Annotated in this window: 12 protein-coding genes; 10 read left to right on the top strand and 2 right to left on the bottom strand. The window is 72.3% G+C overall.

All coding sequences use genetic code 11. The features are described 5' to 3' along the window. Positions 1–65: 65 nt before the first annotated feature. The 4 genes from ACGFZW_RS19160 (at position 66) to ACGFZW_RS19145 (ending at position 5,148) form a co-directional block, all read left to right on the top strand. A complete protein-coding gene (locus ACGFZW_RS19160) occupies positions 66–1,454 on the top strand; it encodes a glutamine synthetase family protein (protein WP_393894313.1) in 1,389 nt (462 codons plus the stop codon). A 10-nt stretch (positions 1,455–1,464) separates the two neighbouring features. Further along, on the top strand, positions 1,465–2,841 hold the full coding sequence (locus tag ACGFZW_RS19155) for an aldehyde dehydrogenase family protein (RefSeq protein ID WP_393894312.1): 1,377 nt from the start codon (positions 1,465–1,467) through the stop codon (positions 2,839–2,841). Position 2,842: 1 nt separating this feature from the next. Further along, positions 2,843–3,655 (top strand): 3-oxoacyl-ACP reductase, encoded by an 813-nt coding sequence (locus tag ACGFZW_RS19150; RefSeq protein ID WP_393894311.1) that lies wholly within the window; start codon positions 2,843–2,845, stop codon positions 3,653–3,655. A 176-nt stretch (positions 3,656–3,831) separates the two neighbouring features. Then, entirely contained in the window at positions 3,832–5,148 is a 1,317-nt protein-coding gene (locus ACGFZW_RS19145; protein WP_393894310.1) for a haloacid dehalogenase-like hydrolase, read from the top strand. 43 nt (positions 5,149–5,191) lie between these two features. Here the strand turns inward: ACGFZW_RS19145 and ACGFZW_RS19140 are convergent, their stop codons facing one another. After that, positions 5,192–6,409 carry an amino acid deaminase/aldolase gene (locus tag ACGFZW_RS19140; protein WP_393894309.1) on the bottom strand — a complete coding sequence of 406 codons (1,218 nt, stop codon included), beginning with the start codon at positions 6,407–6,409 and terminating at the stop codon, positions 5,192–5,194. 202 nt (positions 6,410–6,611) lie between these two features. On the opposite strand from ACGFZW_RS19140, the gene ACGFZW_RS19135 reads away from it, so the two are divergent. From ACGFZW_RS19135 to ACGFZW_RS19120, 4 genes are all read left to right on the top strand, one after another. Then, the gene (locus tag ACGFZW_RS19135) at positions 6,612–7,985 is read left to right on the top strand and encodes a hypothetical protein (protein WP_393894308.1); all 1,374 of its coding nucleotides are present in this window, start codon (positions 6,612–6,614) and stop codon (positions 7,983–7,985) included. Beyond that, entirely contained in the window at positions 7,982–9,148 is a 1,167-nt protein-coding gene (gene mycP, locus ACGFZW_RS19130; protein ID WP_393894307.1) for a type VII secretion-associated serine protease mycosin, read from the top strand. The genes ACGFZW_RS19135 and mycP overlap by 4 nt, the downstream gene beginning before the upstream one ends. A 71-nt stretch (positions 9,149–9,219) precedes the next feature. After that, positions 9,220–9,951 carry an SseB family protein gene (locus tag ACGFZW_RS19125; RefSeq protein ID WP_393894306.1) on the top strand — a complete coding sequence of 244 codons (732 nt, stop codon included), beginning with the start codon at positions 9,220–9,222 and terminating at the stop codon, positions 9,949–9,951. Between the two features lie 117 nt (positions 9,952–10,068). Then, on the top strand, positions 10,069–10,821 hold the full coding sequence (locus ACGFZW_RS19120; RefSeq protein WP_393894305.1) for an aquaporin: 753 nt from the start codon (positions 10,069–10,071) through the stop codon (positions 10,819–10,821). A gap of 113 nt (positions 10,822–10,934) precedes the next feature. Here the strand turns inward: ACGFZW_RS19120 and ACGFZW_RS19115 are convergent, their stop codons facing one another. After that, positions 10,935–11,327, bottom strand: coding sequence for a DUF1844 domain-containing protein (locus ACGFZW_RS19115; protein ID WP_393894304.1), 393 nt, complete (start codon positions 11,325–11,327; stop codon positions 10,935–10,937). 325 nt (positions 11,328–11,652) lie between these two features. Here ACGFZW_RS19115 and infC point away from each other — a divergent pair, with 325 nt between their 5' ends. Both infC and rpmI read left to right on the top strand, forming a co-directional pair. Then, positions 11,653–12,366, top strand: a complete 714-nt coding sequence (gene infC, locus ACGFZW_RS19110; RefSeq protein WP_393894303.1) for a translation initiation factor IF-3 — start codon at positions 11,653–11,655, stop codon at positions 12,364–12,366. Between the two features lie 120 nt (positions 12,367–12,486). Then, positions 12,487–12,681 carry a 50S ribosomal protein L35 gene (rpmI, locus tag ACGFZW_RS19105; protein ID WP_393894302.1) on the top strand — a complete coding sequence of 65 codons (195 nt, stop codon included), beginning with the start codon at positions 12,487–12,489 and terminating at the stop codon, positions 12,679–12,681. Positions 12,682–12,702: the final 21 nt, after the last annotated feature.

The raw sequence follows: 12,702 nt of genomic DNA, 5'->3' as shown, positions 1-12,702 counted from the left end.
CTTCCCAATCAATGGTTCGTGTGCCTACCTTATGACCTCCGGATGCAGTGACAGGAGGCAACACCGTGGCAGACCGCACGCCCCCACTCTCCGTCGAGGAACTGAGAGTCCTCGTCGACGCCGGGGAGATCGACACTGTCGTCCTCGCCTTCACCGATATGCAAGGCAGGCTCCAGGGCAAGCGGTTCGCCGCCCGCTACTTCCTCGACACCGTCCTGGAACACGGCACCGAGGGCTGCAACTACCTCCTCGCCGTGGACGTGGACCTCAACACCGTCGAGGGCTACGAGATGTCCTCGTGGGAGCGCGGCTACGGCGACTTCGCCATGCACGGCGACACCGCCACCCTGCGCCGCACCCCCTGGAACCCGGGCACCGCCCTGATCACCGCCGACCTGGCCTGGCACGACCGCTCGCCGGTCGTAGCCTCCCCCCGCCAGATCCTGCGCCGCCAGCTCGACCGGCTGCGTGAGGCGGGTCTGGAGCGCACCGGGAGCGGCTGGAGCGCGTACGCCGGCACCGAGCTGGAGTTCCTGCTCTTCAAGGACACCTACGAGGACGGCTGGTCCCGCGGCTACCGCGGCATGAACCCGGCCAACCAGTACAACGCCGACTACTCCGTCCTGGGCACCGGCCGTGTCGAGCCCCTGCTGCGCCGCATCCGCAACGAGATGGGCGCGGCCGGCATGACCGTCGAGTCCGCCAAGGGCGAGTGCAATCTCGGCCAGCACGAGATCGTGTTCGTCTACGACGAGGCGCTCACCACCTGCGACCAGCACAGCATCTACAAGACCGGGGCCAAGGAGATCGCCGCGCAGGAGGGCATGTCGCTCACCTTCATGGCGAAGTACGACGAGCGGGAGGGCAACTCCTGTCATATCCACCTCTCCCTCCAGGACGACGAAGGCCGGCCCGTACTGGCCGACGACGACGGCCCTTACGGCATGTCACCGACCATGCGCCACTTCCTCGCGGGCCAGGTCGCCGCGATGCGGGACTTCACGCTCTTCTACGCCCCCAACATCAACTCCTACAAGCGCTTCCGCCCCGGCTCCTTCGCGCCCACGGCGGCCGCCTGGGGCCCGGACAACCGCACCTGCGCCCTGCGAGTCATCGGCCACGGCCGCTCGCACCGCCTGGAGAACCGCCTGCCCGGCGGCGATGTGAACCCCTACCTCGCGGTGGCCGCGATGGTCGCGGCCGGCCTGTACGGAATAGAAAACGAGCTGGAACTCCCCGAGGCGACGACCGGCAACGCCTACACCGGCGACGCCGCGCACGTGCCCACCACGCTGCGGGAGGCCGCCGAGCTGTGGGAGAACAGCCCGATCGCCCGTGCGGCCTTCGGCGACGAGGTCGTCGACCACTACCGCCACATGGCCCGTGTCGAGCAGAACGCCTACGACGCGGCCGTCACGGACTGGGAGCGCTTCCGCTCCTTCGAGCGCATGTAAGGAACCCCACGTGTCCGATGGTCTGCACGAGCTGAACATCATCAACCCGGCGACCGAGGAGGTGGTGGCCACCGTCCCCACCACCTCCCCCGCCGAGGTCGACGCCGCGGTCCGGCGGGCCACCGCCGCCCAGCCGAAATGGGCCGCCCTCGCGCCCGGCGAACGGGCCCGGATCCTGCGCCGGTTCGCCGACGTCGTCGAGGCCAACATCCGCCCGCTGGCCGAGCTGGAGCTCCAGGAGGCCGGCCACCCGCTGGGCAACGCCGAGTGGGAGGCGGGCAACGTCCGCGACCTGCTTCACTACGCCGCAGGGGGAGTGGAGCGCCTGAACGGCACCCAGATCCCGGTCGCCGGCGGACTGAACATCACCCTCCAGGAGCCGCTGGGCGTCGTCGGCGTCATCGCACCCTGGAACTTCCCGATGCCGATCGCCGCCTGGGGCACCGCCCCCGCGCTCGCGGCCGGCAACGCCGTCCTCCTCAAGCCCGCCGAGACCACACCGCTCACCGCCCTCCGGCTCGCCCGGTACGCGCTGGAGGCCGGGCTCCCCGAGGGTCTCTTCCAGGTGCTGCCGGGCGAGGGGCCGGTCACCGGGACCGCGCTCGTCGACCACCCGGGCGTCGCCAAGATCGTCTTCACCGGATCCACCGCCACCGGCCGGGGCATCGCCGCCCGCTGCGCGGAACAGACCAAGCGGCTGACCCTGGAACTCGGCGGCAAGAGCCCCAACATCGTCTTCGCCGACGCCGACATCGAGGCCGCGGCCGCCGCCACACCCGGCTCCTTCCTCGACAACACCGGCCAGGACTGCTGCGCCCGCAGCCGCATCCTCGTCCAGCGCCAGGTCTACGACCGCTACATGGAGCTGCTGGAACCGGCGGTCAAGGCGTTCGTGGTGGGCGACCCTGCGGACCCGGCGACCATGATGGGACCGCTGATCTCGGCGGCGCAGCGCGAGCGCGTGCGGTCCTACGTCCCCGAGGACGCCCCCGCCGCCATCCGCGGCGAGGCGCCCGCGGGCAAGGGCTTCTGGTACCCGGCCACCGTCCTGGAGGGGCGGCCGGAGGACCGTACGGCCATCGAGGAGATCTTCGGGCCGGTCGCCGTCGTCATCCCCTTCGACGACGAGGCCGACGCGGTCCGGATCGCCAACGCCACCGACTACGGCCTCTCCGGCTCCCTGTGGACCCGGGACGTCAGCCGCGCGATCCGCGTCTCGCGTGCCGTCGCGGCCGGCAACCTCTCCGTCAACTCCCACAGCAGCGTGCGCTATTGGACCCCCTTCGGCGGGTTCAAACAGTCCGGACTCGGCCGCGAGCTGGGCCCGGACGCACTGTCCGCCTTCACCGAGACGAAGAACGTCTTCATCAGCACCGAGGAGCACTGAAGTGACCGACCCGACCCTCCCCGCGCCCTCGGCCGAGACGGCCCCCGTGTGCCGCCGCCTGGTCGGCCGCACCGCAGTGATCACCGGAGCCGGCAGCGGGATCGGCCTGGCCACCGCCCGCCGGCTCGCCTCCGAAGGCGCCAACATCGTCTGCGCCGACATCGACGACACCGCGGGCAAGGCGGCCGCCGACGAGGTCGGCGGCACCTTCGTCCAGGTCGACGTGACCGACGACGAGCAGGTCGAGGCGCTCTACCGGACCGCCTTCGAGACCTACGGCTCGGTCGACATCGCCTTCAACAACGCCGGCATCTCGCCCGCCGACGACGACTCGATCCTCACCACCGGCCTGGACGCCTGGAAGCGGGTCCAGGAGGTCAACCTCACCTCGGTCTACCTCTGCTGCAAGTACGCCCTGCCCTACATGCGCGACCAGCGGCGCGGCTCCATCATCAACACCGCCTCGTTCGTCGCCGTGATGGGCGCCGCCACCTCGCAGATCAGCTACACCGCCTCCAAGGGCGGCGTGCTGTCGATGTCCCGCGAACTGGGCGTGCAGTTCGCCCGCGAGGGCATCCGGGTCAACGCCCTGTGCCCTGGGCCGGTCAACACCCCTTTGCTGAAGGAGCTGTTCGCCAAGGACCCGGAGCGGGCCGCCCGCCGCCTGGTGCACGTTCCGGTCGGCCGGTTCGCCGAGCCCGAGGAGATCGCCGCCGCCGTGGCCTTCCTCGCCAGCGACGACTCCTCGTTCGTCAACGCGGCCGAATTCCTGGTGGACGGCGGTATCGCCGGTGCATATGTGACGCCCGTGTAGTCCCCGCTGGGTAAAGTCACCCGACGCGCCACACAGGAGACCACACGCACCACGCACCACACGCACCACGCACCACCGCACCACGCACAACCGCACCACGCATGACGGGACCGGCGCCGAAAGGTGCCGGTCCCGCCGCTTCCCGCTGTTGACCGCCCCCGGACATCGGAGCATCCATGCGCAACAGGCGCGCCCTCGCCCTGGGCCTCACCGTCACCGCGCTCCTCGCCGGCAGCCTGCCGGCCACCGCGTCCGCCGCTCACCGTGCGGCGCCCGGCCAGGGCACCCCCGCGGCCCAGAACGCCACGCGTTGCCCGCAGCTCTCCAAGGACCTGACGTGGTACGGCCACAACCGGGCCAAGCTGCAACGCACCATCGACGAGCGCGGCACCTGCGGCAACCCCGGTCTCGCCGACGGCCACGGACGCGCCCCCGTCGCCGCGTTCGACTGGGACAACACCATGACCAAGAACGACGTCACCGACGCGACGATCGAGTGGTCCCTGCTGCACGACAAGGTCCTGCGCCCCGCACGCTGGCGCGACACCAGCAAGTGGCTGACCCCGGCGGCCGACCGCGCCCTGACCACGGCCTGCGGCACCTCCGTACCGGTCGGTGCGCCGCTGCCCACCTCCACCGACGCCGACTGCGCCGACGAGATCCTGGAAATCCGCGGCGAAGCCAGGACCATGGGAGGCGAGGAAGCCTTCGCGGGCACCTGGAACCACCGGCACACGGTGCCCGAATACGCCTGGGTGCCGCAGCTGTTCGCCGGTCACACCGACGCCGAGCTCCGCTCCTATGCCGCCGCCGGACGCAAGGCCGCGCTCGCCGCGCCGGTGGGCAGCACACAGAAGATCGGCACCCACACCGTCCCCGCCTACGTGCGCTACTACGCCCAGCAGAAAGACCTGGTGCGCACCCTGCGGCGGGCCGGCTTCGACGTCTACATCGTCTCCGCCGGGTCCGAGCCGGTCACCGAGGTGTGGTCGGAGTCGGTCGGCTTCGACCGCGACCACACCATCGCCATCCGCAGCCTGCTCGACCACGGCAAGATCACCTACGGCATGCAGGGCTGCGGCGACGTCCCCGACTCCAAGGGCGAGGCGATCCCGTACATCGACGGCAAGCGCTGCTGGATCAACCAGGAGATCTTCCACATCAAGGGTGCCGAGGCCTGGCGCCTGCAGGACCCCGCGCACCGCATCGCGCTCGGCGGCGGTGACGCCGACACCGATGTGACGTTCGTGAACGATGCCACCGGCGCCCACCTGGCCATCAACCGCAACAAGAACGAACTGATGTGCCGCGGCTACGACAACGCCGACGACCGCTGGGTGGTCAACCCGATGTTCATCGAGCCGCTGCCCCGCAAGTCCGGCGGCTACCCCTGCGCCACGGCCGCCTACATCAACACCGACGGCGTCCTCGGCCCGGTGCGCCGCCCCGACGGCACCGTCGTGCCCGACCAGCGCGACCGCATCCACGGCTGACAGCGACGGGCCGCGCCGGACACGACCGGCGCGGCCCGGCCGCTCACAGGAAGGTGTGCCCCTCGCCGCGGTACGTCGGCACCGTCTCCACCACCCGGTCCCCGTCGATCAGGTGCAGCGCCGCGAAGCGCTCGCACAGCTCACCGGCCTTCGCATGCCGGAACCACACCTTGTCGCCGATCCGCAGCGTGTCGGCGGCCGGCCCCAGCAACGGGGTCTGCACCTCGCCGGGCCCCTCCTGCGGGTCGTAGGACAGCCCCGCCGGGAGATAGGGCACCGGCAGCCGGTCCGCCCCCGCCGCACCCGACGCCGGATACCCGCCGCCCAGTACGGTCACCACCCCCGGCCCGGGCCGGCGCACCACGGGCTGGGCGAACAGCGCCGCCGGACGTCCGCTGAACGAGCGGAAGTTGTCGAACAGCCGCGGCACGTAGAGCCCGGACCCGGCCGCGATCTCGGTGACCGCCGCCTCCGCCGCCGTGTGCTGCACGCTGCCGGTGCCGCCGCCGTTGACGAACTCCAGCCCTGGCGCCACCGCCCGCACCGCCCGCACGGCCTCCCAGCGCCGCTGAGCCAGCTCCTTGCGGGCCGCCGCCTGCATCACCCGGATGGCCCGTGAGAAGACCGGCTTGCCGGCCACCTCGTCGCCCACACCCGCCACATGCCCCTCGTACGCCATCAGGCCCACCAACCGGAAGCCGGGACGGCGCGCCACGGTACGGGCCAGCGCGGCCAGTTGGGCGGGAGTGCGCAGCGGTGAGCGCCGGGCACCCACCCGCACCTTTCCGCCCAGCACGCGGTAGGAGGTGTCCAGTTCCAGACAGACCCGCACCTCCTCGCCGCCGCCGGCCGGCCGGGCCGCGTCGATCAGGTCCAGCTGCACCGGGTCGTCGACCATCACCGTCACCGACCCGGCCAGCTTCGGGCCGGCGGTCAGCTCGGCGTATCCGGCCCGGTCCGCCGACGGGTACGCCAGCAGGATGTCGGTGAAGCCCGAGCGTGCCAGCCACAGCGACTCACCGAGGGTGAAGCTCATGATCCCCGCGAAGCCGTCCCGTGCCAGCACCCTCTCCAGCAGCGCCCGGCAGCGCACCGATTTGCTCGCCACCCGGATCGGCTTGCCCTTCGAACGGCGCACCAGATCGGCGGCGTTGGCGTCGAAGGCCTGCAGGTCGACGACTGCCAGCGGGGCGTCGAGATGGGCGGTGGCCCGGGAGTAACGGGCTTTGTCGCCATACGCGTCGGCGGAGTACTGGGACATGGCCGCAGCCTGCCAGAGACGCCTACCACTGGGTAGGGGGAGGGATCGCGACAGAGTGGACACAGGGTTGGAGGAGCGGCCGCACCTGCCCGTAGAGTGGCCGGACGTCACAACCAGCAGGTCAGTGGCGTGATGTCCGGATACGAACCACCCTGCCCCCATTGCGGATCGCGGCGGGGACACGGCGCGAAGGGGAGCGCGGGTGAGCACCGACGCCGATTACGCCGACGCGCATGGCGTCCCGCCCATACCCCCGCAGCCGCCCCGGCGGCCCGCCGCGGCCGCCACCCCCGACGAGGACCCGCAGACCACGGTCCTGCGCCCGGTGCCCGCCGACCAGTCCGTCCCGCCGCCGGCCGCTCCGCCCGCGCCGTCCGAGCCCCCGCGTGGCACGGCCCCCGAAACCGCCCGGGCCCCCGCGCCTCCGGCTGCCGCTCCCGCCGCCCCGCCCCGCCCGACCGCCCCACCTTCCGTGCCGCCCCGCCCCCGGGCGGAGCCGCCCGCGGCCCGGTCCGCCGCGCCGCAGACCCCGGCGGGCCGCCCCGACGCCTTCCGGGACACCGCCGCCTTCCACCTGGCCAACAGCCAGGAACTGTGGGGTGGCGGCCGCGACACCCGCCCCGCCGCCGAACCGCAGCCCGCTCCCCGAGGCGCCGCCGCCCCGCCCGCCGGACCGGGCCCCGGTCCCTCGCACCCCGCCCCCGAGCGCCCGACCGAGGCGCCCTGGCCGCGAACGCCTCTCCCGCCGCAGGGAGTTGCCCCCGCCCCCGGCATGCCGGCCCGGCCCCTGAGCCTGTCGTCCACGAGCCGCGGGCCCGGCGGGCGCGTGCTCGCCTCGGCCGCCTGTCTCGTTCTCGGCTTCGGCCTCATCTTCGGTGCTTTTGCCGGGAGTTGGCTCACCGAGGAATCCGAGGCACCTCCCACGGCGGAGGCCGCGTTCGACAAGGGCCACGACGTCTGGCACGCCACCCCCGTCGACACACTCTTCCCCCGCGTCCTCAACGGCCTCGGCGTCGGCCCCGGAGGCGCCGACCGCCGCTGGGCCCGGATCGCCGTCGCCCCCGACAGCGGCTGCACGGCCGGTTTCGACCCGCTGCTCGCCAAGGCGCTCGCCCCGGCGGGCTGCGGCCGCCTGCTGCGCGCCACCTACCTCGACACCACCCGCACCCACGTCATCACCGTCGGGGCGCTCACCACCAAGGCGGACCAGACCGCGATGCTGGCGCTCAACACCCGCTTCAGCACCGGCGGCCTCGGCAGCCGCACCGACCTGATGCCCCTGCCGTACGCCGCCAAGGGCACCCCCGCCGCGGACTTCGGGCCCGACCAGCGCACCAGCTGGACGGTGCGGATCCTCACCGACGTACCCGTCGTCGTCTACGCCGTCTCCGGCTTCGCCGACGGCCGCAAGGTCACCGACCCGCAGCCCGCCGAGGAAGCGGTCCGGGAAGGGGTCACGACCGCCCCCGGCGAGTCCGGGCTCGGACACGACGCCAAGAACATCGCGGACCGCGTGGAGGCCGCCTTCCGCAAGGCGGCCGGCGTCCCCACCCAGGCAACGGAGGAGTCGCCGTGACCAAGGCCCTGCTGCGCGGCACGGCGCTCGCGCTGGCCTCCGCCGGACTCGCCGTGCTGCCCGCCGTCCCCGCCCGTGCCGCCGACGGCATCCGCGCCCAGGAATGGGCCCTGGAAGCCGTACACGCCCAGGACGCCTGGCGCACCACCAAGGGAGACGGGGTCACCGTCGCAGTACTGGACACCGGTGTCGACGCCAACCACCCCGACCTCAAGGGACAGGTGCTGCCCGAGACCGACCTCGTCGGCTTCGGCGCCGGTCCCGGCGACCGGGCCTGGGCGCAGCACGGCACCGCCATGTCGGGCATCATCGCAGGTCACGGCCATGGCGCCGGCGGCGCGGACGGTGTCCTCGGCATCGCCCCCGAGGCGAAGATCCTGCCGGTCCGGGTGATCCTCGAAGACAGCGACCCCCAGCGAAACCGGGCCCGCACGGAGAAGGCAGGGGCGCTCGCCGACGGCATCCGCTGGGCCGCCGACCACGGCGCCGACGTCATCAACCTCTCCCTGGGCGACGACAGCGAGTCCGCCCACCCCGAGCCGCGGGAGGACGCCGCCATCCAGTACGCGCTGGGCAAGGGCGTCTCCGTCGTCGCGTCCGCGGGCAACGGCGGCAAGAACGGCTCTCCCGCCTCGTACCCCGCCGCCTACCCCGGCGTCATCGCGGTCACCGCCGTCGACCGCGAGGGCGCCCGCGCTCCGTTCTCCACCCGCCACTGGTACGCCACGGTCTCCGCGCCCGGCAGGCAGATCGTCATCGCCAATCCGGACCGCACGTACTACGAGGGCTGGGGCACCAGCGCAGCGGCCGCCTTCGCCTCGGGCGCCGTCGCCCTGATCCGCTCCGTACACCCGGACCTGAGCCCGGCGCAGATCCGCCGGCTGCTCACCGACACCGCGCAGAACGCCCCCGAGGGCGGACGCGACGACGACTTCGGTGCCGGCCTGATCGACCCGGCCGCCGCCATCAAGGCCGGCCGCAGCATCAAGCCCACCCCCCAGAAGCCGGCGGCCGTCGCTTACACCCACCGCTACTTCGGTCCCGGCCCGACCGCAGAATCCGAGGACACCGGCGGCATTCCCTGGCTCCCCTGGACCGCGGGAGCCGCAGGGCTCGCCCTCGTGGCCACCGCCGCGGTGCTCTGGCGCGGCCGCCACCGCTGACCGCCCGGGAGGGCCACCGGGCCCCGGCACCTCCAGCCGTCCGTCCAGGGCCGAGCAGATAGGCTCGACCGGTGCAGAAGAACATCCCCGACCCCGGCTTCTCCGACGACGACGGCTCCGCGGATCCCGCGCTCGCCGCAGCCCTTTCGGCCTACGCCAGCGACCGTGGCGCCGAGTCGCAGCTGCTGTCGGCCCTGGCAGGTGCGCGCGTGCTCGTGCCCGTGGTGGCCGTACTGGGAGAGACCGAGACCGGGCCGGACGGCCTGCGGCGCGAGAAGACCAGCGATATGGCCGTCCCCACCCTCCAGGCCCCGGACGGCCGCCGCGCGCTGCCCGCCTTCACCTCCACGGAGTCCCTCCGGCGCTGGCGCCCGGACGCCCGCCCCGTGGCCGTACCCCTCCCGCAGGCGCTGCTCGCCGCGTCACACGAGAAGGCCGACACCGTCGTCCTGGACCTGGCGGGACCGGTGACCTACCAGCTCACCGGCGCCGCCCTGCGCGCCCTCGCCGAGGGCCGGACCAGCGCGGATCCGCTCACCGACCCGGCCGTCGCGGACGCCCTGCGTGCCCTGCTCGCCGCCGAGCCCGGCGTCCTCGTCGCCCATCTCGCCCCCTCCGACGAAACCGACGCCACCCTCGCCCTCGGCCTCGCCCCCGACGCCGACACCGGCGAGGTGGCCCGGCGCCTGGCACGGTCGCTGGCCGACGACGAGGTGCTGCGCGACCGCCTCGTGCGCGGCCTGGACCTGGCCCTTCTGCCGCCCGGCGCCGGTACGGCGGGGGAGCCCCTCTACCGCCGCTGACGCACCGGCTCCCGCTCGCGGATCTCCCCGCGGGGCCCTCCTCGCCAACGGGCGCGTTCGCCTCCTCGGCCGCACAATCTCCAGGAGAGCTCAAGATCCACGCGAGGAGAGCCCCACATGGAGACCACTACCGAGACCCGCACGCTCGTCACGGAATTCCTCGGCACGCTGCTCCTGGTGTTGTTCGCCGTCGGCGCGGCAGTGCTGGCGGGCGAATACATCGGCACCTTCGGCATCGCCCTGGCCTTCGGCTTCACCATGCTGGCCCTTGCCTATGCCCTCGGCCCGATCTCGGGTTGTCACATCAACCCCGCGGTGACCCTCGGCATGCTGCTGGCCCACCGCATCACGCTCCGCAGCGCCGTCGAGTACTGGATCGCCCAAGTGGTCGGCGGCATCGTCGGCGCCGCCGTGCTCTTCCTGATCGCCAAGCAGGTGCCCGGTCTGGCCACCGACGGCGCCTTCGGCACCAACGGCTGGGGTGACCGCTCCGCGGTGCACATCAACCTCGGCGGCGCGTTCGTCGCGGAGATCGTGATGACCTTCGTGTTCGTCTTCGTCGTGCTGGCGGTGACGCACAAGGTGGCCGTCATCGGCTTCGACGGTCTGCCCATCGGCCTGGCACTGGCCACCGTCCACCTCTTCGGCATCCCGCTGGACGGCACCTCGGTGAACCCGGCGCGAAGCATCGGCCCGGCCTTCTTCGCGGGCGGCGCGGCCATCACCCAGCTGTGGCTGTTCATCGTCGCCCCGCTGATCGGCGGCGCGCTGGCGGCCGTGGTGCACCGGATCACCCATCCGCCGCAGGAGCCCCGCGTCGTCGCCGACCAGGCGTCCCCCGACGAGCCGCAGCCCGACACCCGGGTCTGACGGGCTCGGGGCGGGTCCCCGGCCGGCTGCGTTCGGCGCGCTCCGCCTCCCCGCATGCGAGGAGCCCCGGCCGTGGTGGCCGGGGCTCCTCTCATGCGGGTGATGCCGGCGGATCAGCCGTGGACGGGCCCGGTGTACTTCTCGCCGGGGCCCTGGCCGGGCTCGTCGGGGACGACGGACGCCTCACGGAAGGCCAGCTGCAGGGACTTCAGCCCGTCCCGCAGCGGCGCCGCGTGGTACGAGCCGATCTCGGTGGCGCTGGCCGTGACCAGCCCCGCCAGCGCCTGGATGAGCTTGCGCGCCTCGTCCAGGTCCTTGTGCGCCTCACCCTCCTCGGCGAGACCGAGGTTGACCGCCGCCGAGCTCATCAGGTGGACCGCGACCGTCGTGATCACCTCTACCGCCGGCACATCCGCGATGTCACGGGTCATGGCGTCGAAGTCCGGCTCCGCCGGGTTCGAGGCGTCGGGCTGCTGCTCCGGCTGCTGCGGGGTCTGGTCGCTCATGTCTTCGGGCTTCACTTCCTGCTGAGGGGATCACGTCCAGACTATGGCCCGCGCCTCCCGGCCCCGCGTCCGGGAGTACGGCACCCCGCGGACCGGCTTCCCCACGGGCACACGTGTGGGTATCGCTCCTGGACTCGTGTATTCTGGTGTTCCGACCGGCCGGACACTCATGTGACCGGCCCACAAGTGGAGGCTCCGATCTCCCACCCGCACCGACCTCCGGGCCGGCGGGTCAACGGTCTGGCTGCGCCCCGCGGAGACATTCGCGGCGGTGCTCCTGAACCTTTCACGGAGCCCCGCCTGTGTCCCGTCCGGGGCGTTTTTCATGTACCGGCGCGGTTGGTCACACCGAAACAGACGTTACGCGGCAGTCCGCCAGGCCGTCGCGTGGTGCTACCGAGGAGGATCCATCAGCGCCGAGCCCCGCATCAACGACCGGATTCGCGTCCCTGAGGTGCGACTCGTCGGTCCCAGTGGCGAGCAGGTCGGCATCGTGCCGCTTGCCAAGGCCCTGGAGCTTGCGCAGGAGTACGACCTCGACCTGGTCGAGGTGGCGGCGAACGCACGTCCGCCGGTCTGCAAGCTCATGGACTACGGAAAGTTCAAGTACGAGTCGGCCATGAAGGCCCGTGAGGCGCGCAAGAACCAGGCGCACACGGTCATCAAGGAGATGAAGCTCCGGCCGAAGATCGACCCGCACGACTATGACACCAAGAAGGGTCACGTCGTCCGGTTCCTCAAGCAGGGTGACAAGGTCAAGATCACGATCATGTTCCGTGGTCGCGAGCAGTCCCGCCCCGAGCTGGGCTTCCGTCTGCTGCAGCGGCTCGCGTCCGACGTGGAGGACCTCGGCTTCATCGAGTCGAATCCGAAGCAGGACGGCCGAAACATGATCATGGTCCTCGGTCCGCACAAGAAGAAGACCGAGGCGATGGCCGAGGCCCGCGAGGCGCAGGCCGCCCGCAAGGCGGAGCGCCAGGGTGGAGTTCCCGCGGAGCAGTCCGTGGAGGAGCCCGCCGAGGAGCCCGCCGAGGCGTGAGCCCGGGTGTGAGCCCCGGATTCACGCCGGGGCACTCGCCCCGGAACACCAACCAAAACATCTGACGCTCCCGCAGGCCGGTTTCCGGTGGGGGCGCCACTGACGAGGAGAGAACGGCGCATGCCGAAGAACAAGACGCACAGCGGTGCCAGCAAGCGTTTCAAGATCACTGGCTCCGGCAAGGTGATGCGCGAGCGCGCCGGCAAGCGCCACCTGCTCGAGCACAAGTCGTCCCGCGTGACGCGTCGCCTCGCAGGCAACGCCGAGATGGCCCCGGGCGACGCCGCGAAGATCAAGAAGCTTCTCGGCAAGTGAGTCCCGGCGCCCCGCCGACGG

Origin of the sequence: Streptomyces sp. NPDC048248 (assembly GCF_043201875.1) — a bacterium.
Lineage (GTDB): Bacteria > Actinomycetota > Actinomycetes > Streptomycetales > Streptomycetaceae > Streptomyces.
Note: the sequence above shows the minus strand (reverse complement) of the source record. Positions and strands in the feature narration are given on the sequence as shown.

Coding starts and splice junctions, on each gene's coding strand:
- ACGFZW_RS19145 (WP_393894310.1), top strand. CDS start 3,832: ATGCGCAACAGGCGCGCCCTCGCCCTGGGCCTCACCGTCACCGCGCTC.
- ACGFZW_RS19140 (WP_393894309.1), bottom strand. CDS start 6,409: ATGTCCCAGTACTCCGCCGACGCGTATGGCGACAAAGCCCGTTACTCC.
- ACGFZW_RS19120 (WP_393894305.1), top strand. CDS start 10,069: ATGGAGACCACTACCGAGACCCGCACGCTCGTCACGGAATTCCTCGGC.
- ACGFZW_RS19115 (WP_393894304.1), bottom strand. CDS start 11,327: ATGAGCGACCAGACCCCGCAGCAGCCGGAGCAGCAGCCCGACGCCTCG.
- infC (WP_393894303.1), top strand. CDS start 11,653: ATGTACCGGCGCGGTTGGTCACACCGAAACAGACGTTACGCGGCAGTC.
- rpmI (WP_393894302.1), top strand. CDS start 12,487: ATGCCGAAGAACAAGACGCACAGCGGTGCCAGCAAGCGTTTCAAGATC.